Below are 20089 nucleotides of genomic sequence, written 5' to 3' on the forward strand. Positions count from 1 at the left end.
TCGGTCATGCCTGGACCGCCTTCCTGAGATGGGTGTCGAGGATGCGCCGCGCCTCCGCGGCATCCGTGATCATGCGCGAGCCGGCGTCCTTCGCCGCCGATCGCTGCACGGCCTGCTCGGCCGCGATGATGTCGAACGGGCTCTGCCAGGAGTTCCAGTGCCAGCCCTCGTACTCGCTCGAGATGGCGCCCGAGTAGCCGTTGTCGACGAGGAGCTTCACGAGATCGCGCACGGGAACCGAAGGCTCCTCGCCGCGCTCGTCGATGCCGAAGAACTTGCCGTGCACGTGCCGGATCCAGGGCATGATCTCGAGCCAGTCGTCGACGCGCGCCGGGCCGAACAGGCCCGTGCCGTTGATGCCGAAGTCGATGCCGAGGTCTGGACGTCCGTTGCGGGCGGCGAGCCCGATGAACGCGCCGAACCGCTGGCCGTGCTCGGCCTGGTCGGCGGGCGGGCCCTGCTCGTAGAACGTGTTCCAGAGGTCGACGACCTGGGCGAGCAGCTCGTCGGAGGCGCCGCGTCGGCGGTACGCCTCGAGCAGCGACGGCGCGAAGCCCGTGACCGTGGCGCCCCAGTCCATCGTGAAGCCGAGGAACGGCGAGCCGACCTGTTCGTAGCGGTCGCGCAGCGCGAGGATGCGCGGGTGCGACGCGTACTGGTCGGCGTGCACCTCGAGCGCGAGCGTGACGCCGTAGCGCTCGGCGATCGGCGCGAGCTGCTCCATCGAGTCGGGTGTCAGCGAGATCTGCACGCGCGCGATCGGGAAGCCGAGCTTCGCGGCCGCCTCGATCTGGCGGCGCATGTACTCGATGAGCTCGTCCTGCGTGAGCAGGCGGTCGCGGTGGATGCCGATGTCGGCGTTCACCGCGAGCGACGTGGTGACGAGGCCGACCTCGTCGACGAGGTCGCGGAACCGGCCCGCGAAGCGGTCGTCGATCTCGGGGAAGCCGCGGAAGCTCGAGAAGCCGATGATCTCGAGGCCGGGGCCGTAGCCGTCGGCGGCGACCTTTCGCACGAGGCCCTCGAGGTCGTACTCGCGACCGTGGAACGCACGCGTGAAGCTGTAGAGGGTGACGCCCTGCACGGGCGTGCCGAGCTGAGTCATGCCACGACCTCCGGTCCCTGAGCCTGTCGAAGGGTCATGGTCTTCGTGTCGTGCTCCTCGATGTGGAGCACCTCGTTCTCGCCGATGACGATGTAGGGGATGTAGAGCGTGAGGTCGACGTCGACCTCGTGGTCGGCCTCCCCCGAGGCGACGGGCACGTCGCCCGACAGCACGACCGAGTCGGTGGGGAACCACCACTCCTCGGTCTCGTCGACGAGCTCCTCGAAGGTGAAGGTGCGGCCGTTCATGGTCCAGCGCAGCGAGTCCTTCGGGGCGTCGACGCCGTCGACGCGGAGTCCCGCGCCGGCGATGCACGATCCGGGCAGCGCCCGGTACCACGGCAGGCGCACCTCGACGGCGCTGCGGGCGCCGTCGGTCGTGAGCGTGCCCTGTTCGATGATGCGGTCGGGGATCACCGGGACCTCCTCGTCAGTGGCGGATGCATCCCGCCGGACTTCTTTGTCATGATTTTCTCATTCTAATGTCAGTTTTAGACATAAGCAACAGTTCGCCTTCGATTCAAGCGGATTCGGAGGCGAGATCGCTCGCGATCTTGCGTGCGCCCCGGATGGCCACCGCCACGCTCGTGAGCGTGGGATTGCAGGCCGTGGCGGTCGGGATGACGCCGTTGCCGGCGACGAAGACGCCGGGCGCGGCCCAGACCTCGCTGTCGGGACCGCACACGCTCTCGCCGTCGTCGACCGGGCCCATGCGCGTCGTGCCCTGGTAGTGCAGGGATGCACCGAGCGGCATCGTGAACGGACGCGGATCGAGCGGATCGCCGACGGCCGCACCGAGCCGCACGATCTCCTCGCGGGCGCGGTCGATGACCTCGTGATCGCGCTCGGTGAGGCGGTAGTGGATCCGCATCGCCGGCAGGCCATACGCATCGGTCGCGTCGTCGGCGAACTCGACGCGGTCGTCGCGCTGCAGGTCCTTCGCGCAGAAGAGGCCGAGCCCGACGATGGAGCCCGGCACGACCGGGTCGTCGACGGCGAGCGGCACCGGCGAGGCGTCCAGCTGCATGATCTGGCCGTGGAACGGCACGTCGTCGGTGAACGGCACCCAGCTGACGCCGCTCTGCTCGCTGAGCGCCCCCTCGGCGGCGACCTGCTCGCGGGCGCCGTGCGCGCCGTTCGACTCGGGAACGAGTCGCTCGGCGTCGCGGATGCGCGAGGCGAACACCACCTGGGCCTGGTCGTTGAGGTACCGGCCGAGCGCGTCGGGGCGGATGCCCGACGCCCATAGCAGCTGCGGCGTACGGAGCGCGTCGGCCGCCACGACGACGGCGCGGGCGCGGACCCGATGCGTCTCCCCCGTGCGGACGTCGCGCACCTCGACGCCGGCGGCCCGGCCGTCCTCGACGAGGACCCGCCTGACGAGCGACTCGTCGACGAGGTGGAAGTTCGCGTTTTCCCGGCTGGCATCGCCGAGCACCACGTCGGAGCCCGACCACACCAGGCGGCCGTCCTCGCGGCGGTGCACGGCGAGCGGCATCCGCTGCACCTGCGTCGCGGGCACGCGGCCCTCGTCGACGGCGGCGGCGAGCCGCTCGCGCACGACGGCGCCGAACGGCGAGCCGTCGAACGCGTCGGTCGTCACACCGAGGAGACGATCGGCCTCGCCGAGGAGGTCGTCGAGGTCGGGCAGGAACGCGATGCGCTCGCTGCCGCTCGGCCGCGGACACGCCGCGGTCCAGTGCGCGGCCATGCCGCCGACGTTCGTCGACATCGCGGCGACCGGCAGGCCGTCCTCGCCGGGGAACGCGTAGCCGTCGGCCAGGAGGAACGTGCCGGGACGCGCGCGGCGCTCGCCGCTCTTCACGGCGCCCGGGGAGTCCACGGTGTCGGCGCCCGCGCCCGGACCCTCCGACGCGCGCTGGGCCGCTGCGCGCCGGTCGGGGTCCTCGATGTTCTTCACGTGCGCGCCGGGCGGGTCCGACACGGTCGGTCCCGCCTCGAACATGGCGATCGTCAGGCCCGGCGCTTCCTCGCTGAGGATGCGCGCATACGCGGCGCCGGTCGGACCGCTGCCGACGATGGCGACGTCGACCGCGTCGGGGTAGCGCGCGGCGCGTTCCAGGTCGGTGCCGCTCATGCCGAGACCGACAATTCGCGGATGAGCGCGACGGATGCTTCGGACTCCTGCGTCGGGTAGTACTCGAGTCCGATCGGTCCGTCGTACCCCGAAGCGCGCAGGATGCCGAGGCGCTCGACCCAATCGAGCGACCCCGACCCGGGCTCTCCGCGGCCGGGAGCGTCGGCGAGCTGGACGTACTTGACGAGCGCGCCGGCGTTCGTGAGTTCGGCCGCCATGTCCTCGCCCTCGACGGCCGAGTGGTAGATGTCGTACAGGACGCCGAAGTACGGCGAGTCGACACCGCGCGCCACGTACACGGCCTCGCTCGTGCGGTCGAGCAGCGAGCCGGGGTGGTCCACCCGGATGTTCACGGGCTCGAGCACCAGCGTGATGTCGGAGCCATCGATCTGCGCGATCGCCTTCCGGTAGATCTCGACGAGCTCGTCGAGCTGGGTCTGGCGCTTCGCGCCCCCGAAACCCGTTCCGCTGCCCACGACGATCCGCGGGCAGCCGAGATCCCGGGCGATCTCGACGCCCTCGTCGAGCTTGCGATAGAACTCGGAGTGGTCCTTCGGCGGGATCATGAACTGCGTCCGCGGCTCCGAGAGCTGTGCGGTCAGCTGGGTGCCGGTCTCGACGAGCGCGGCCTTGAGCGCCGGGAGGTCCTTCGGCTTGGCGGGGGCGTCCACTCCCGTGGGGCCCCACATCTCGACGGCGGTGAAGCCGGCGGCGGCGGCCGCGCGCACGCGGTCGTGGTAGTCGCCGGCCTCGGTGAAGAGGAGTTCGATGTTGGGTGCGAGTCGGTACACGTGCGTCTCCTGGGTTCAGAACATCGGGTGGTCGTGGGCGGCATGCACGGGGACCTGCTGCAACACGTCCCAGTGCTCGACGATCCGGCCGCCCTCGAATCGGTAGATGTCCGCGACCGCGGCGTCCGGAGCGCCTGGTCGGGAAGCCTTGAGGTGCACCATCGCGAGGTCCCCGTCGACGAGGATCCGCTGGACCTCGAACGCGGCGTCCGGCGAGTCGTCGAACTTGGGGGTCAGCATCTCGATCGCGGCGGCGGGCCCGTCGGGGATCGTCGGATTGTGCTGGCGGTAGTCGTCCGAGACGAGGAAGGCGAAGGCATCCGCTACGCGCTTCTGCGTGTAGAAGAGGTCGACGAACGTCTCGAACGCCGCCCGGTGGTCGGCGTTCATGGGATTCAGCCCTTCAGGCCGCCGGCGAAGCCCTGGATGAAGCGCTTCTGGGCGAACATGTAGAAGAGGAGGATCGGCACCATCGAGATGATCACGACGGCGAAGATCTTGTTCCAGGCCGAGACGAGGCCGCCGACGTAGGTGTACATCGCGACGGGCAGCGTCTGGGTCTCGGACCCGCCGAGGAAGATCAGCGAGTTGAAGAAGTCGTTCCAGACGATCAGGCCCGCGAGGATCGCGACGGTTCCGGTGGCCGGCGACATGAGCGGGAGCACCACCCGGAAGAAGGCCTGCGTCGGCGAGGCCCCGTCGATGACCGCGGCCTCCTCGTACTCCGTCGTCAGCCCGCGGAAGAAGCTCGCGTAGAGGAACACCGACAGCGGCAGCAGGATGCCGATCCAGAGCAGGATCATGCCGAGCGCGTTGCCCGTGAGCCCGACCGAGCGTGCGCCGATGTACAGCGGCACGGTGCCCAGTTGCGCGGGCAGGATGATCGCGATCAGCACCAGGTAGTAGGTGAGGTTGGTCCAGGTGCGGGTCCGGCGCGCGATCACGTAAGCCGCGACCGAGCCGAGGAGCACGAGGCCGAGGATCGCTCCGGCCGTGATGATGACGCTGTTCAGGATGCTCATCGGGATGCTGTTGCGACCCGTCGTCGTGAGCACCTCGACGAACGCGCCGAAGTCGATCGACGACGGCGGTGCGACGGCGCTCGTCGTGAGCACCTCCTCGTCGGGCTTCAGCGCCGTGACGACGAGCAGGTAGAAGGGCAGGAGCCCGATGAGCGTGACGATCCAGACGAGCACCTCGCGGACCGCGGTGGCCTTGGTGTAGCGGAACATGTCTCAGGCCCTTCCCACCGCGTCGCGGTCGCGGGTGATGTACTGCTGGAGGATGGCGAACGCCAGGATGATGACGGTGAGCACGAGCGCGAGGGCCGAGCCGAATCCGAACTGCCCGAGCGAGAAGGCCTGCTTGTAGACCTGGGTCGCGAGCGTCTCGGTCGCGCCCGCCGGACCACCGCCGGTGAGGGCCAGGATCTGGTCGAAGATGCGCAGGCCCTGGATGATGCCGAGCGTGGTCGCGATGGCGATCGACGGGCGGATGGCCGGGACGATGACGTAGCGGAAGCGACCCCAGATTCCCGCACCGTCGAGTGCCGCGGCCTCCTCGACCTCGATCGGCACGCTGGCGAGGCCGGCCAGGTAGATGACCATCGTGAAGCCGGTCTGCTGCCAGACGACGGTGATGAGGATGGCCCAGATCGACCACGTCGGGTCGGCCAGCCAGACCTTCTGCAGGCTCTCGAGCCCGATCAGGCCGAGGAACCCGTTGAGCGGTCCGTCGAACTGGAAGATGAACTTCCACACGTAGGCGACCGCGAGCGGGCTGAGCACGACGGGCATGAAGAGCAGCGTCCGCAGGATGTACCGCGACTTCAGCATGCGGTTGATCGCGAGCGCGAAGAGCAGGCCGAGGACGTTGGTGAGGATCACGGACGCGAAGGCGAGGAACAGCGTGTTCCACACCGCGCCGAGCAGGAGCGGATCCTGGAAGATCCGCTGGAAGTTCTCGAGGCCGACGAAGTCCCAGTCGCCGAGGCCCGTCCAGTTCGTGAAGGCGAAGAACCCGCCCGTCAGCGTCGCGACGTAGTGCACCGCGATCACCAGGAGGACGGCGGGCATGGCCCACCACCAGTGGCCGAAGCTGATCAGCGGCTTCTTCCCGCGCTTGCGAGGAGCCGGCGTGTTCCACGCCTCGGGCGGCACGGTGAGTGTGCGAGTGCTGCTCTCGTCGATCGTCACTGTCATCTGCTCTCTGACCTCGTCGTCACGCGCCCAGCTGGATCGGGCGCTATGGCCACTTTCGCATACTTGCGTCTGAATCACACATTAGTCATCTCGATATCGCGTATAAGTGTGGGGCGGATCCGTTCGCACGGTGCGGCTGGAAGGATGGCACCCCATGGAGTACCCGGCACCGATGCCCGTCCCGCCTGCGGATCCGCTCTGGGACGCGTTCGTCGATCCGCCGGATGACGCGCGGCCGCGAGCCTGGTGGCACTGGATGGACGGGAACGTCGATCCGGCCGGCATCGACCGCGACCTGCGCTGGCTGCACCGCGTCGGCGTGCGCGGCGTGCAGCTCTTCGACGGCGGAATGGGCGGGCCACTCGTGGTGCCCGAGGCCGTTCGACCGGGCATGCCCGAGTGGGACGAGGCCGTCGACACCGCCGCGCGCACGGCCGGGGAACTCGGACTCGAGCTCGCGGTCGCGACGTCGTCGGGCTGGAGCGCAGCCGGCGGGCCGTGGGTCGAGCCGGCCGACGCCATGAAGAAGGTCGTGTGGTCGGAGCAGGTCGTGCGCGGCGGCGCGCCGCTCGAGGTCGAGCTGCCGCCGCTGCCCGCGGTCGCCGGCCTCTACCAGGACTGCCCGCGGTGGGGTGCCGCCGAGCCCGGAGCCGCGTTCTCGGTCGACTGGCGCGTCGTCGCCTTCCCAGCCGACCCGGCGCACGGGGTGCTCTCCCCCGCCGCCGTGCGCGCGTCGGCGCCGATCGATGAGGCAGTCACCGGATGCCTCACCGACGCGTCGTTCGGACCGACGCTGTCGCTTCCCCGCGACCCCGACGGCCGGTCGTCGGCCTGGGTCGAGCAGGAGTTCGCCGAGCCCGTCACGGTGCGCTCGGTCGTGGTCGGGCTGCCGGGTCCGCGCGGCTTCGGGGCGGCGCCGCCGGCTGCGGCCGTGCTGCAGGCGAGCGACGACGGCGTGGCGTACCGCGACGTGGCCGAGCTCACACCGACCGCCGTCCCCGCCCGCACCGTGAGCTTCGCGCCCGTGACCGCGCGGCGGTTCCGGCTCGTGCTCTCGGGTGGGAGTGCCGCCGATGCGCTGCCGCCGGTCGCGCCCGGCGTGCGCCGGCCGCCCGTGCTGCGGAAGGCGTCCACGTTCGAGGTCTCCGAGTTCGCGCTCCGCGCGGGCGGTCGCGTGCATCACGCCGAGGTGAAGGCGGGCTTCGGCGTCGTGCCCGACTACGACGCCGTCGCCACCGACCAGGCCGCGCATGCGGCATCCGTCGACCCCTCGACCGTCGTCGACCTGACCGTGCACGTCCGCGACGGGGTCCTGCGCTGGGATGCGCCCGCCGGCGACTGGACGGTCCTGCGCCTCGGGGCATCCGTCACGGGACAGACGAACGGGCCCGCGCCGGCCGACTCGACCGGCCTCGAGGTCGACAAGCTCGACGGCGGGCGGGTGCGGTCGTACCTCGCGGTGCACCTGCGCCGGTTCGGCGTCGAGTCGGATGCCGCCGCGCCCGCGGCATCCGCGACGGCCCGCTTCGGGGCGCTGCTCAGCGACAGCATCGAGGCGGGGCCGCAGAACTGGACGGACGCGATCCTCGACCACTTCCGCTGGCGCCGCGGCTACGACGCGTCGCCGTGGCTGCCCGCGCTGGCGGGGGTCCTGGTCGGCGGACCCGACGACGCCGACCGCTTCCTCTCCGACTGGCGCCGCACGATCGCGGAGCTCCTCGCCGACGAGTACTACGGCACGCTGGCCGACGAGGCGCACCGCCGCGGCATGTCCTACTACGCCGAGGCGCTCGAGGACGGCCGGCCCCAGCTCGGCGACGACCTCGCGATGCGCTCGCACGCCGACGTGCCGATGGGCGCGATGTGGACGTTCGATCCCGACCACGGACCGCAGCCGACGTACGTCGCCGACCTCAAGGGCGCGGCCTCCGTCGCCCACGTGCATGGGAAGGCGCGCGTCGGCGCCGAGGCGTTCACGTCGTTCGACCGACCGTGGGCGTGGACCCCGCGGACGCTGAAGCACATCGCCGACCTGCAGCTCGCCCTCGGCGTCACGCGGTTCTGCATCCACACGTCGCCGCACCAGCCGCTCGCGACGCCCCCGCCCGGCGTCGCCCTCGCGCCGTTCCTCGGCCAGGCCTTCACCGTCAACGAGACGTGGTCGGCGCACGCCCGCCCGTGGATCGACTACCTCGCGCGGTGCTCGGCCGTGCTCGCCGCCGGCGCTCCGGCCGTCGACGTCGCGGTCTTCGTCGGCGAGGAGGCCCCGGTCACGGGCCTGTTCGAGCATCGGCTCGACACGAGCGTGCCCGAGGGCTTCGACTTCGACTACGTCGGACCCGACGCCCTGGCCGGCGTGCTGCGCGTCGACGGCGACCGGCTCGTCAGCGACGGCGCCGCCTACCGCGTGCTGTTCCTCGGCGGGTCCAGCCGACGGATGACGCTCGCCTCCCTCGACGCGATCGAGCGGCTGCTCGACGACGGCGCGACCGTCGTGGGCGAGCGGCCCGACGGCTCGCCGTCGCTCGGCGACGACCCGCGGGCGTTCGCGGAGGCGTGCGAACGCATCTGGGCGGTGCCACGGACGCGCGGCCGCGTGCTCGCCACGTCCGACCTCGGCCCGGCGCTCGCCGAGCTCGGCCTCCGGCCCGAGCTCGAGGTCGAGGGCCCACCGGTCCGCCGAATCGCCCGGGTGGTCGACGGCCGGCTCGTCACGTTCCTCGCGAACCCGTCGGGCGAGCCGATCGAGCTGCTACTGCGGCCAGCGGATGCCGCGACTCGCCTCGTCGCGTGGGATCCCGTCGAGGTGCGCTCGGTGCCCCTGGAGCCTGACCCGGCGGCCGAGGGCCGAACGACCCTGCGCCTGTCGCTGCCGGCGTTCGGATCCGTGTTCGTGCTTCCGTCGACCGAGCCCGAGGCGGCGCCATCCGTCGAGACGTCCGAGCCGGTGCCGATGGACGGAGCCTGGACGCTGTCGCTGCCCGGCCGCCCACCTCTCGCGATGCCCGACGGGCCCGGACTCTGGACGGACCTCGACGTCGCGGCACGCGGCTTCTCGGGCACCGGCACCCACCGGCTCGAGTTCGACCTCGACACCAGGCCGGCCGACGGGGAACGGCTCGTGCTCGACCTCGGCGTCGTGCGCGACCTCGCGCACGTCGTCGTGAACGGGCAGGACTGCGGCGTCGCGTGGACGGCGCCGTTCCGCGTCGACGTCACGGCGGCCGTCGCCGCTGGCCCGAACGTGCTCGAGGTCGAGGTCGTGACTCCGTGGCGCAATCGCCTGATCGCCGAGGCCGGCGCGCCGACGGGCGAGGTGTTCGAGCCCATGACGAGGGTGTTCGAGGCATCCGCCGAACCGCTCGATGCGGGGCTGGCCGGTCCGGTGCTGCTGCGCCGCATGTCGACCCCGCGCTGAGCACGACGAACCCCGGATCAGCGGGACTATTGCGCTGCATAAGCGATACTAATGTCAGAATCGTGCGAATGTGTGTCAGGCTGGATCTGCGGCCAGCGGCCGAGCCAGCCCAGGGCTGGCGACAACGACGTCACGAAAGGTCCGAAATGCCACAGCACCCCGTTTCCAAGCCCCTCCGGTGGTCGCTCCTCGTAGTGCCCGTCGCCGGAGCCATGGTCCTCGCCGGCTGTTCCGGCGGCGGCGACAGCGGAGGCAGCACCGACGGCGCAGCCGCCGGGTTCTCGCTCATGGTCGCCCAGGCGAACGACGCCGACGACTTCTACGCCCAGATGGCCAAGGCCTACACCGACGAGACCGGCACCCCGATCGAGGTGATCCCCTACCCCTCCGACGCGTACAACACGCAGGTCACCACGCAGTTCCAGGCCGGCAACGCGGCCGACGTCGCGATCCTCTCGCCCGGAACCGGCCAGCCGATCTCCGTGATCACGCTCGCCGAGGCGGGCTTCCTCGAGCCGCTCGACGACACCTCAGCGGGCGTCATCCCCGAGGGCACCGAGTCGCTCTACGAGGTCGACGGCAAGGTCTACGGCCAGCCCACCGCGCTCTCGCCCGTCGGCTTCGTGTACAACCCCGCCGCCGCCGAAGAGGTCGGCGTCGACGAGTTCCCGGCGACGTTCGACGACCTGCTGAAGGCCTGCACCACGGCCAAGGACGGCGGCAAGAGCTTCACCGCCCTCGCCGGCTCGGTCTCGTTCAACACCGGCCTCCTCGCCCAGATCATCTCGGCGACCCGGGTCTACGAGGAGACTCCCGACTGGAACGAGCAGCGCGCGTCGGGTGACGTCACGTTCGCCGACAGCGGGTGGAAGCAGACCCTCGAGGACATCGTCGCGATGAACGAGGGCGGCTGCTTCCAGGACGGCGCCGCGGGCGGCACGTTCGACTCGATCACCAACGGCATCGGCGGCGGCACGTCGCTGAGCGCCGCGGTTCCCGGCTCGGCCGCGACCTCGATCAACGCGGGTGCCGGCCTCGAGACCGACATCCAGGCGTTCCCGCCGGCCGACGACCAGGGCGAGTTCATGCTCGCGTCCGCCAACTACGCCTGGGCGATCAACGCCAAGGCCGACGACTCGGCCAAGGCCTCGGCGCAGGACTTCCTGGACTGGGTCGCCGAGCCCGCGCAGGCGCAGCAGTACGCCGACCTCTCGGGTGCCGTGCCGATCACCGGCGTGAGCGCCGACACCCTCCTGCCCGTGTACCAGCCGGTCGCCGACCTGCTCGAGTCGGGCGCCTACACCGGACTGCCGAACGCGACCTGGCCGAACCCGGCCGTCTACGACGCCCTCGGCGTCGGCGTGCAGGGCCTGCTCACCGGCCAGAAGACGGTCGACCAGGTGCTGCAGGAGATGGACGCGGCCTGGGACAGCTGATCCACCCGTCCGATCGATCGGTCGCCGCCCGGAGCCTTGCGCTCCGGGCGGCGACCCCGTTCTCCCCCGTTTCCAACGAGCACTGGAGCCGAGCATGAACCCCAGCCCGCGCATCCGCGACCTGCTCGGTCGCATGACCTGGGCCGAGAAGCTCGGGCAGCTGCAGATCGTGTTCCGCCCGTCGCTCGACGACGCAGCGCAGCTCGTACGCGACGGCATCGGCTCGGTGTTCTGGCCGCGGTCGGCGGCCGCGGTCAACTCCCTCCAGCGCGTCGCCGTCGAGGAGACCCGGCTCGGCATTCCGGTGCTCGTGGGGCTCGACGTCATCCACGGACACCGCACGATCGGGCCCGTTCCGCTGGCGCAGGCCGCGAGCTTCGACCCGCAACTGGTCGCCGACCTCGCGCGACTCGCCGCCGCCGAGGCCCGCTCGGCGGGCGTGACCTGGACGTTCTCGCCGATGCTCGACGTGTCGCGCGATCCGAGGTGGGGCCGGGTCGTCGAGGGATTCGGCGAGGACGTGCACCTCACCGCCGAGCTCGGCCGCGCGATGGTGCGCGGGTACCGGGGCGACAGGCTCGCGGCATCCGATGCCATCGCGGCCACCGCCAAGCACTTCGTCGGCTACGGCCAGCCTGAGGGCGGGCGCGACTACGACGCGATGGATGCCTCGGAGCACCGCCTGCGCAACGTGCACCTCGAGCCGTTCCGCGCGGCGGTCGATGAGGGAGTCGCGTCCATCATGGCGTCGTTCAACACCGTGGCCGGACGCCCGATGCACGCGAACCGGCGACTGCTCACCGACGTGCTCAAGGGCGAGTGGGGCTTCGAGGGTGTGGTCGTGGGCGACGCCGACGGCGTGCGCAACCTGCTTCCGCGCGGCATCGCGGCCGACCTCGCCGACGCGGTCCGTCAGGCCTACGCGGCCGGGCTCGACGTCGAGATGGGCGGCGCGCCATCCGATCTCCCGCCCGCGGCGACCGCGCCCGAGCTGCTCGACCCGGCACGCGTCGACGACGCCGTCGTCCGCGTGCTCGTGCTGAAGGAGGCGCTCGGGCTCTTCGACGACCCGTACGTGCCCGAGGACGCGGAACGGCTCGAGCCGACCGACGCGGCCCGACGGCTGGTGCGTCGGGCGGCCGCGCGCGCCATGGTCCTGCTCACGCACGACGGGACGCTGCCGCTGCGCGATCCGCGCCGGGTGCTCGTCACGGGTCCGTACGCGGAGTCCACCGACCACCTCGGCGCGTGGACGCAGTCGTTCGCCGCCCCGGCCGGCTCCATCGTCGACGAGCTCCGATCGCGGATGCAGCACGCCGAGGTGCGAGCCCTCCCGGGCGTCGGCTTCCTCGACGACGACACGTCGGGCATCGCGGACGTCGTGGCCGCGGCGCGCGAGAGCGACCTCGTGCTCGTCGCCGTGGGCGAGCCGAGCTCGCTCTCGGGCGAGGCCGCCTCGCGCAGCGACCTGCGGCTCCCCGGGCGGCAGGAGGACCTCATCCGGGCCGTCGCCGCCACGGGCACGCCGTTCGTCGTCGTGCTCGAGAACGGGCGACCGCTCGTCGTCGCCGACTGGATCGACCACGCCCCGACGGTGCTCGAGGCCTGGCACGGCGGCACCGAGGCATCCGCCGCCATCGTCGACGTGCTGCTCGGCGACGAGGAGCCCGCGGGCCGCCTGCCGATGTCGTTCCCGCGGTCCGTGGGCCAGGTGCCCGTGTACTACGCGCACGAGCGCACCGGCCGTCCGCCGACCGTGGGCGGCAGCCTCACCGAGACCACCGTCGACGTCGGGCTCCACGGACCCGACAACGTGCAGGAGAAGTACACGTCGAAGTACCTCGACCTCGAGCTCGGGCCGCAGTTCGCCTTCGGGCACGGGTCGGGCTATGCGACGTTCGCACACGGGGTGCCCCGGCTGTCGGCCGGCGAGCTGGGCCTCGAGCCCGCCGAGCGGGGCGACACCGTCACGCTCGAGCTCGACGTCACCAACACGTCGGCCCGGCGCGGCGACGAGGTCGTACAGCTCTACCTCGAGGACGTCGTCGCGAGCGTCGCGCCGCCCGTGCGTCGGCTCGTCGCATTCGAGCGGCGCACGATCGACCCGGGCGAGACCGTCACCGTGCGGTTCGAGCTCGGCACGGCCCAGCTCGGCTTCTGGGCGACGGATGCCGCGACCGCGCGCTTCGTCGTCGAGCCCGGGCTGTTCCGTCTCCACGTCGGGCCGACCCTCGACCGCACGCAGGCGGTCGAGCTCGTCGTCCGCGAGGTGTAGGGTCGTGGCCACGGCGGGTTCTCCGCGCCGGACCTCCTGATCGGCCGTCCACGCCGGCCGACGATGCGGGGGCAGAGGGGATGCGTGTCCCCGGTGAACGAGCGAGCAGTGCACCGTTCCCGTATCCGGCGGGCCTCGGTCGCGTGGAGTCCGGGCCGAACGCCGGTGGAGGACACGATCATGACCGCTCGCAAGCATCTCAAGCAACTCGTCCGCGACCGAATGCGCAAGACGGGCGAACGCTACACCGTGGCACGCCGCCACGTCGTCGAGGCTGACTCATCGTCATCGTCATCATCGTCGTCGTGGGAGCTGCGCGGCGGCGTCCACGGCGACACCGCGGCGCTCGCCAACGTGCTGGCCAACCTGGGCGTCGTCGCCCCGCACACGGGTCGACCGCTGACCGAGGCCATGGTGCTCGGCGTCGGCGGCGGGCTCGGCGCCGGCTACATCCTGTGGGAGTTCGACACGCTCCCGTCCCGCGCACGCGTGCTGACCCTCGGCTTTCGGCGGCTGTGGCAGTACCCCGACCGGTGGGTGCGCGGCACCGCCGAGCGGCTCGGCCTGCACACCGAGCTGCACGAGACCGGCGGGGCGAAGGGCGCCGCTGCGGCGCTCGACGCGCAGCTCGATCACGGACTGCCGGCGATCGCCTGGATCGACACCGAGACGCTCGGGCACCGCTTCGAGCCGGCCTGGCGCAGCGGCTACGGCGGCGATCCCCTGGTGGTCTACGAGCGCGACGGCGGCGAGTACGCGATCGACGACCGCTCGGCGGCGCGGATCATGGTTCCCGCCGAACGGCTGGCCGCCGCGCGTGCCCGTGTGGGCTCCTACAAGCACCGGCTGGTCACGATCGATCCCGACCGGATCGACCTCGACCTGGTTCCGGCGGTCGAGGAGGGCCTCCGCCTGCAGGTCGAGCACCTCGGCGAGACGTCGGACTCGTTCTCGCTGCCGGCCTGGCGCAAGTGGGCGCGGATGACCACCGACACGCGCAACCGGAAGGGCTGGCCGACGGTGTTCGCCGACGGCCGCGGCACCGGCAGCCTGCGCGCCTCGATCTACACGGGCGCCGGCCACGGCGCGAACCTGCGCGGCCTGTACGCCGACTTCCTCGACGAGGCGACGGAGCTGCTCGGCCGCGATCTCGGGTCGGAAGCATGGCGCACGGCCGCCGACGCCTGGGACCGGATCGTCGACGTCGCGCTCCCGCCCGGCGACGAGCTGCGGACGCTGATCGACCGCACCGACGAGCTGATCGCCCGCGGCGAGGACGCCTCCGAGGTGGCGGGGGCGCGGTGGGCGCTCCAACGCGAGCGCGACGACGCCGTCGACGAACCGCCCGCGGTCGGCGAGCTCGTGTCGGCGATGTACGAGGCGGAGGTCGCCGCGCTGGCACGGCTCAGGTCGGCCGTGTGAGGCTTCGCCGGTCGGACGCGCCCGTCAGCCGCCGAGCACCCGGTACGTGAATTCGCGGAACCGCACCGCGCCGTCGCCCGCGGCGTAGAGCGCCGGTCGCAGGCTCTGCAGGTCGCCCATCGTGTTCGCGTGGTAGCCGGAGGTCTCGTAGCGTACGCCGTGCCGCACCCAGTCCTGCCCGGGCAGGCGGTACCACCCGGTGACGATGTGCTCCTCATTGCGGATGCGCAGTCGCAGGCTGCGCGTCGGCTCCACGGGCTCCCGCCAGTGCGTGCGCGCGCCGCCCGAGTAGCTCAGCATCCGCTCGCCGTCGATCCCCATGCCGCAGAAGAGCCGATTGCTGAAGAAGAGCAGCAGGCCGCCCTCGAGCGAGCTCGAACCCGAGCCCGAGCCCGGCTCGAGCGACACCTCGACCTCCAGCTCGTACGAGTGGTCGCCCGTGACGAGGCACAGCGGCGAGGTGTCGGCGGGTCCGCCCCCCTTCGCCGCCAGCACCAGCCCGTCGTCCGAGCGCAACCGCTCCGCCTCCCCCGGTCCTGGCGCGTGGAACGCCCACCGCTCGCCGAGCTGGAGGGTCGCGAAGTCGTCGTCGAAGCCCGGGGCGGCGAGCTGTGGCGCCGCCCCGGCGGGGGCCTCCTGGGGAGCGCCGATGTCCAGGGCACCCGCCACGGGCCAGCCGTCGTCGGTCCAGGCGATCGGCTCGAGCAGGATCTGTCGGCCGAGCGTGCGGTACCCGTGCTCGTAGCCGTGCGAGACCATCCACCAGGCATCCGCCGGCCCCTGCAGGATCGTGGCGTGCCCGCGCGACCACCAGCGCTCGTCGGCGTGCTGCGTGCGCGCGACGGGATTGTGCGGGCTGTTCTCCCATGGCCCGTGCACCGAGCGCGAGCGGGCCACGATGACCATGTGCCCGGTCGGCGGTCCGGCCGTGCCGCCGACGGCGCTGACGAGGTAGCACCAGTCGCCGCGGCGGAGCAGCTTCGGCCCTTCGAGGGCGTACGCCTCGGTCACCCAGTCGTCGGGATATCGCCAGCCGTCGTACACGTGCTCGAGTTCGCCGACCGTCGAGAGGCCGTCGTCGGCGAGGCCGATGCGCCGGATGCCGTTGACGAACAGCCACCGACGGCCGTCCTCGCCCACGACGTGCCCGGGATCGATGGCGCCGCGGATCCCGAGGTCGATCGGCTCGGACCACGGCCCGGCCATCGACGGTGCGTGGATCACGAAGATCGAGGCATCCGCCAGCGACGACCACGGCGTCGGGATGAACGGGATGTAGATGAGAAAGCGCCCGTCGTGCTCGGCGATGTCGACGGCGAACGTGCTGCCGAGCGGCTCGGGCAGCGCGGCGGTCTCGAACGTCCAGTTCACGAGGTCGGTCGAGCGATACAGGAGCAGCCCGGGTGCCGACTCGAACGACGAGTACGTCATCCAGTACTCGTCGCCGACGCGGATGATCGCGGGGTCGGGGCGGTCGCCCGCCAGCACCGGGTTCGTGAACTCCGTCATGCGCCGGCTTCCGGTCCACGGATGCCGCGGCCGATCCACTCGGCCACGGCGTCGATCGTGCGCAGCGCGCCGGCGTCGCCGGGCTGGTCGATGTGCCCGTGCCGCGCGCCCGCCTCGAGCCGCAGCTCGGAGTCGACGCCCGCGGCCGCAAGGGTCGCGGCGAACGCCTCGCCCGAGGGACGCAGGTCGTCGAGCTCGCACACGACGATGAGCGTTCGCGGGAACCCGTGTCCGTCGCCGAGGCCCGCGAACGCCTGCGGGTCGGCGAGCGCCTCGGCGGAGCCGGCGAAGTTCAGCGCGAGCTGGCCGTGCGGCGAGTCGAGGTCGACGTGGGACGAGGCATCCGGCCCGTTGGGGTGCACGACCGGGTAGACGAGCACGAGGCCGGCCGGCAGCGGCTCTCCCGCGTCGCGGAGTCGCGTGACCGCGCCCGACGTGAGCGTGCCGCCGGCGCTCGCACCGCCGAGCACGAGCGCGGCCGCGGGCACGCCGAGTCGGTCGGCGGCGACCGCCCGCACCCACTCCCACCCGGCCAGCACGTCGTCGGACGGCACGGGGTGGTGCACGTCGCCCAGGCACTTCGCGTAGTCCACCGATACGACCGGGATGCCGCGTGCCGCGAGCTCCCGAGAGAACCAGTTCGACTCGGGCATGTCGAGGTGGCCGCCGATGAAGGCGCCGCCGTGTACCCAGACGAGCGCCGAGCCGGTCGGCGTCGCCGCGGCATCCCGGTAGACCCGGACCGGAACCGGACCGTGCGGCCCGCGCACGACCTCGTCGACGGCCTCGACGCCCGCGAGGTGCGGGAAGCGCCGCACGAGCGACGCCGTGTCGATGTCGGGTCGCGGGTCAGCTGGCTCCCCGTGCTCGGCCAGCCAGCGGATGGCGTCGGGCACCGGCAGCCGCCGGAAGTCGGCAACGCCGGCGGATGCCACGTCGGTCACGTCCCGCTCCTCGGTGTCGGTCGTGCGGCTCACGCCGGCTGCAGGGCGCGCATGCTGCGGCGGATCAGGTCGTGCTGGCGGCGCACGAGCAGCAGCGGGTCGACCTCGGCGAGCTCGGCGAACGCGTGGCCCTCCCACTCGCTCGACCAGTAGCCGCGGTAGCCGCCCTCGACGAAGACGCGCACGAGCTCGGGGTAGTCGATCGCGGGCTCCTCGCCCTGCTCGTCGATGTCGTAGAACTTCGCGTGCACGTGGAGGATCTGCGGCATGATGTCGGCCCACTCGCGCGGGTCGACGTGGCCGTGCATGTTGAACGCGAGGTGCGCGAAGGAGCCGAGGCGACCCGGGTCGAAGTCTCGCCCGCGCAGGTAGGCGATGAACTCCTCCTGCCGCTGGCGCATCGGGGCGTCGGTCGCCCAGATGTCCTGCAGCACCTGCACCGCGTCGTCGTCGAGGCCGGCCCGGCGCACGGCGCGGAGCAGCGTCGGCGACATGCTGTGCATCGTCGCGGAGAAGTCGGCGACGAAGCCGAGCAGCGGCGAGTCGAGCTCGGCGTAGACGTCCCGCACCTTCAGGATCGGCTCGGCGTTGGGACCCATCGGCGCGTGGATCTCGTAGGCGAGCTTCAGCTCGAGCTCCTCCGCGATCGGCAGGAGCCGGCGAAGCAGCTCGGGCTTGGCGCTCTGGATGCGCACGAGCGGGAAGCCGAGCCGCTTCGCCCCGCGGAAGAGCGTCTCGCTGAACGCGAACTCCTCGTCGGGCGTCATGTCGCGATCGCGGCGGCGGCCCATGTCGAGGTTCGCGCCGAACGAGCTCGCGTCGAACCCGTGCCGGTCGAACGCCGACCGCCAGGTGCGCACGAACTCGTCGGACACGACCGGGTAGGTCGGGAGCACCTGCGACGCCACGATCTCGATGCCCGGGCCGATGCCGAGCTCGGCGACGCGGTCGAGCAGGCCTTCGAAGTCGTACCAGCCCGCACGGAACTCGGCACTCGCCGAGTAGAGCGTGAGGCCGAGCTTGAAGGGGTCCTCCTCGGCGGCCGGCGCCGGCGACGACACGTCCGCGACCTCGGTCAGCTCCGCCGGCGGCGCCGCGTCGTGGTCGGTCGCGGTGAGCGTGAGCGCCTGGCGGACGACGTTCGGCACGTACATGCCGGGGCCGCCGTCGGCGCCCGGCGCGATCTGCATGTACGGCAGGCGCAGCTCGCCGAACAGCTCGACGTCGTGCGCCTCGCCGAGCGCGATCGGCTCCGCGCGCTGCACGATGAGCAGCGGGTGCGCCTGCAGGTACCAGAGCACGTCGTGCTGCGTAGGCAGCTCGTCGAGCGCGTACCGCACGCCGTCGAGCTCGAGCGAGAGGTCCGCGGCATCCACCGGCTCGCCGTCGACGGTGAGGCCGAGCGTGGAGACCGACGAGAGCCAGAGGCTGCGGTACCAGGGCAGGGTGAGCGAGAGGGCGAGCCCCTCGGGGTGCGTTCGCAGGCTGTCGTCCTGGATGAGTCCGTTCGGCATGTTGCGTCCTGTCTGTGTGGTGTGTTCGATGCGGGTGCCGCGGCTCAGAGCCCGGCGACGACGCGGCGGATGAGGGAGTGCTGGCGGCGGACCTGCTCGATCGAGCGCCACGGGGTGCGCTCGCCCTCGTACTCGCTGGAGAGGTAGCCGGTGTAGCCGGCGTCCTTCAGCCCGCGGAGCACGGGCTCCCAGGGGATCTGCTGGTCCTCGAGGTGCTCGTCGATGTCGTGGAACTTCGCCTGGATGAACACGACGTACTTCGCGATGCCGGCGATGTCGGCCGGGTCCACGCCGATGCCGTCGAGGAACGCCGGCCGCTGCCCCGGCAGTTCGCCGGGCCGCAGAGGGATCGGGCGGTCCTGGAAGATGCCGGTGTCGAGCAGCAGGCCGAAGTGCTTCGTGCCGGTGCGCTCGATGAGGTCGACGTAGTCGTCGACGACCGGGTGCTTGATGGGCGTCGGCGAGTGGATCTCGGGGCAGATGACGACGTCGAGCTCGGCCGCGAGGTCGAGCGAGCGCTCGACGGACTCGGTCCAGATGGGGTCTGGCACCAGGTCGCTCGAGACGACGCCGATCTTGGGCCGGACGAAGCGGAAGCCGAGGCGCTTCGCGAGGCGCAGGTCGCGCTGCAGCATGCCCGCGCCCTCCTCGACGGTGAGTCGACGGGCGTTCGGACCGCTCGAGTGCAGGCGGGTGTCGATCCAGGAGCCGTAGTTCGTCGGCTCGAGCCCGTACCGGTCGAGGAGCGCGAACCAGCGGTCGATCCACTCGGTGGTGGGCTCGGGGTATCCCGCGACGTGGCCCTCGCCCAGGATCTCGACGCCGGTCGCGCCGACGTCGGCGACGTGGGCGAGCGCCGTCTCGAGGTCGAGCACGGTGCCGTAGTCGGTCATGTAGCTGTACAGCGAGACGCCGTACTGGAACGGTCCGCCGTCACCCTCGGGCGAGAGCGTGATGTGGCGAGTGACCCGGTAGGTGCTCGGCTGGTGCTCCTCGGGGATGTACGACATGCGCAGGCGGAGCTCGATCGAGACCTCGTGGATGCCGTCCGGCAGCCCGCCCTCGAGCGGCACCGTGACGATCGCCGCGTCCTCGAGCGGCCACCGCACGCCGTCGGCGTCCCAGAGCTCGGCGAGCGTGTACGTGCGACCGCCGAACGTCCACAGCGGCACGTCGGGACCGACGTCGACGAGGTCGCCGACGCGCACGGCGATGCCGTCGATGAGGGACGCGGCCATGCCCCGGTAGGAGGGCATCCGCACGCGGAACTGGAAGCCGGTCACGCGTCCGCCCTCCCGGACGTTGCGGAAACCGGTGGACTGGAGGAGGTCTCGCTCGAGAAGCACCTTCGCTCGCTCTCTCTGGGTTCGGTGGGTG

The 20089-nt window shown here is 71.7% G+C and carries 15 protein-coding genes; 4 read left to right on the forward strand and 11 right to left on the reverse strand.

Going from position 1 to position 20089, the window contains the following annotated elements:
- Window positions 1-4 precede the first annotated feature (4 nt).
- The 7 genes from ACFVN5_RS11705 to ACFVN5_RS11735 form a co-directional block, all read right to left on the reverse strand.
- Window positions 5-1105, reverse strand: a complete 1101-nt coding sequence (locus tag ACFVN5_RS11705) for a sugar phosphate isomerase/epimerase family protein (protein WP_376955312.1) — start codon at window positions 1103-1105, stop codon at window positions 5-7.
- Window positions 1102-1521 (reverse strand): DUF6379 domain-containing protein, encoded by a 420-nt coding sequence (locus tag ACFVN5_RS11710; RefSeq protein WP_376955313.1) that lies wholly within the window; start codon window positions 1519-1521, stop codon window positions 1102-1104. The genes ACFVN5_RS11705 and ACFVN5_RS11710 overlap by 4 nt, the downstream gene beginning before the upstream one ends.
- A 103-nt stretch (window positions 1522-1624) precedes the next feature.
- Window positions 1625-3202: a GMC oxidoreductase gene (locus ACFVN5_RS11715; protein ID WP_376955314.1), complete on the reverse strand. Its 1578-nt coding sequence runs from the start codon at window positions 3200-3202 to the stop codon at window positions 1625-1627.
- Complete coding sequence (locus ACFVN5_RS11720; RefSeq protein WP_376955315.1) at window positions 3199-3993, reverse strand: TIM barrel protein; 795 nt, start codon at window positions 3991-3993, stop codon at window positions 3199-3201. The genes ACFVN5_RS11715 and ACFVN5_RS11720 overlap by 4 nt, the downstream gene beginning before the upstream one ends.
- A gap of 15 nt (window positions 3994-4008) precedes the next feature.
- The gene (locus ACFVN5_RS11725) at window positions 4009-4383 is read right to left on the reverse strand and encodes a nuclear transport factor 2 family protein (protein ID WP_376955316.1); all 375 of its coding nucleotides are present in this window, start codon (window positions 4381-4383) and stop codon (window positions 4009-4011) included.
- Window positions 4384-4388: 5 nt separating this feature from the next.
- Complete coding sequence (locus ACFVN5_RS11730) at window positions 4389-5225, reverse strand: carbohydrate ABC transporter permease (protein ID WP_376955317.1); 837 nt, start codon at window positions 5223-5225, stop codon at window positions 4389-4391.
- Window positions 5226-5228: 3 nt separating this feature from the next.
- Window positions 5229-6194, reverse strand: a complete 966-nt coding sequence (locus ACFVN5_RS11735; RefSeq protein ID WP_376955319.1) for a carbohydrate ABC transporter permease — start codon at window positions 6192-6194, stop codon at window positions 5229-5231.
- A 154-nt stretch (window positions 6195-6348) separates the two neighbouring features.
- Here ACFVN5_RS11735 and ACFVN5_RS11740 point away from each other — a divergent pair, with 154 nt between their 5' ends.
- From ACFVN5_RS11740 to ACFVN5_RS11755, 4 genes are all read left to right on the forward strand, one after another.
- Window positions 6349-9612, forward strand: a complete 3264-nt coding sequence (locus ACFVN5_RS11740) for a glycosyl hydrolase (RefSeq protein ID WP_376955320.1) — start codon at window positions 6349-6351, stop codon at window positions 9610-9612.
- Between the two features lie 194 nt (window positions 9613-9806).
- Window positions 9807-11048 carry an ABC transporter substrate-binding protein gene (locus tag ACFVN5_RS11745; protein ID WP_376955321.1) on the forward strand — a complete coding sequence of 414 codons (1242 nt, stop codon included), beginning with the start codon at window positions 9807-9809 and terminating at the stop codon, window positions 11046-11048.
- A gap of 94 nt (window positions 11049-11142) precedes the next feature.
- A complete protein-coding gene (locus ACFVN5_RS11750; RefSeq protein WP_376955322.1) occupies window positions 11143-13323 on the forward strand; it encodes a glycoside hydrolase family 3 N-terminal domain-containing protein in 2181 nt (726 codons plus the stop codon).
- 180 nt (window positions 13324-13503) lie between these two features.
- Window positions 13504-14745, forward strand: coding sequence for a BtrH N-terminal domain-containing protein (locus ACFVN5_RS11755; RefSeq protein ID WP_376955323.1), 1242 nt, complete (start codon window positions 13504-13506; stop codon window positions 14743-14745).
- Window positions 14746-14769: 24 nt separating this feature from the next.
- On the opposite strand, the gene ACFVN5_RS11760 is transcribed toward ACFVN5_RS11755, so the two are convergent.
- From ACFVN5_RS11760 to ACFVN5_RS11775, 4 genes are read right to left on the reverse strand one after another with little or no spacing between them, the layout of a single operon-like run.
- A complete protein-coding gene (locus ACFVN5_RS11760; RefSeq protein WP_376955325.1) occupies window positions 14770-16254 on the reverse strand; it encodes a family 43 glycosylhydrolase in 1485 nt (494 codons plus the stop codon).
- Window positions 16251-17231 carry an alpha/beta hydrolase gene (locus tag ACFVN5_RS11765; protein ID WP_376955326.1) on the reverse strand — a complete coding sequence of 327 codons (981 nt, stop codon included), beginning with the start codon at window positions 17229-17231 and terminating at the stop codon, window positions 16251-16253. Before ACFVN5_RS11765 ends, ACFVN5_RS11760 begins: the two co-directional genes overlap by 4 nt.
- The gene (locus tag ACFVN5_RS11770; RefSeq protein ID WP_376955327.1) at window positions 17228-18712 is read right to left on the reverse strand and encodes a DUF6379 domain-containing protein; all 1485 of its coding nucleotides are present in this window, start codon (window positions 18710-18712) and stop codon (window positions 17228-17230) included. The genes ACFVN5_RS11765 and ACFVN5_RS11770 overlap by 4 nt, the downstream gene beginning before the upstream one ends.
- 44 nt (window positions 18713-18756) lie before the next feature.
- Window positions 18757-20058: a DUF6379 domain-containing protein gene (locus ACFVN5_RS11775; RefSeq protein ID WP_376955328.1), complete on the reverse strand. Its 1302-nt coding sequence runs from the start codon at window positions 20056-20058 to the stop codon at window positions 18757-18759.
- Window positions 20059-20089: the final 31 nt, after the last annotated feature.

It is taken from the genome of Agromyces sp. NPDC057865, assembly GCF_042796995.1.
In the GTDB taxonomy this organism is placed as follows: Bacteria; Actinomycetota; Actinomycetes; order Actinomycetales; family Microbacteriaceae; genus Agromyces.

Coding starts and splice junctions, on each gene's coding strand:
- ACFVN5_RS11705 (WP_376955312.1), bottom strand. CDS start 1,105: ATGACTCAGCTCGGCACGCCCGTGCAGGGCGTCACCCTCTACAGCTTC.
- ACFVN5_RS11715 (WP_376955314.1), bottom strand. CDS start 3,202: ATGAGCGGCACCGACCTGGAACGCGCCGCGCGCTACCCCGACGCGGTC.
- ACFVN5_RS11725 (WP_376955316.1), bottom strand. CDS start 4,383: ATGAACGCCGACCACCGGGCGGCGTTCGAGACGTTCGTCGACCTCTTC.
- ACFVN5_RS11730 (WP_376955317.1), bottom strand. CDS start 5,225: ATGTTCCGCTACACCAAGGCCACCGCGGTCCGCGAGGTGCTCGTCTGG.
- ACFVN5_RS11735 (WP_376955319.1), bottom strand. CDS start 6,194: ATGACAGTGACGATCGACGAGAGCAGCACTCGCACACTCACCGTGCCG.
- ACFVN5_RS11740 (WP_376955320.1), top strand. CDS start 6,349: ATGGAGTACCCGGCACCGATGCCCGTCCCGCCTGCGGATCCGCTCTGG.
- ACFVN5_RS11750 (WP_376955322.1), top strand. CDS start 11,143: ATGAACCCCAGCCCGCGCATCCGCGACCTGCTCGGTCGCATGACCTGG.
- ACFVN5_RS11755 (WP_376955323.1), top strand. CDS start 13,504: ATGACCGCTCGCAAGCATCTCAAGCAACTCGTCCGCGACCGAATGCGC.
- ACFVN5_RS11760 (WP_376955325.1), bottom strand. CDS start 16,254: ATGACGGAGTTCACGAACCCGGTGCTGGCGGGCGACCGCCCCGACCCC.
- ACFVN5_RS11770 (WP_376955327.1), bottom strand. CDS start 18,712: ATGCCGAACGGACTCATCCAGGACGACAGCCTGCGAACGCACCCCGAG.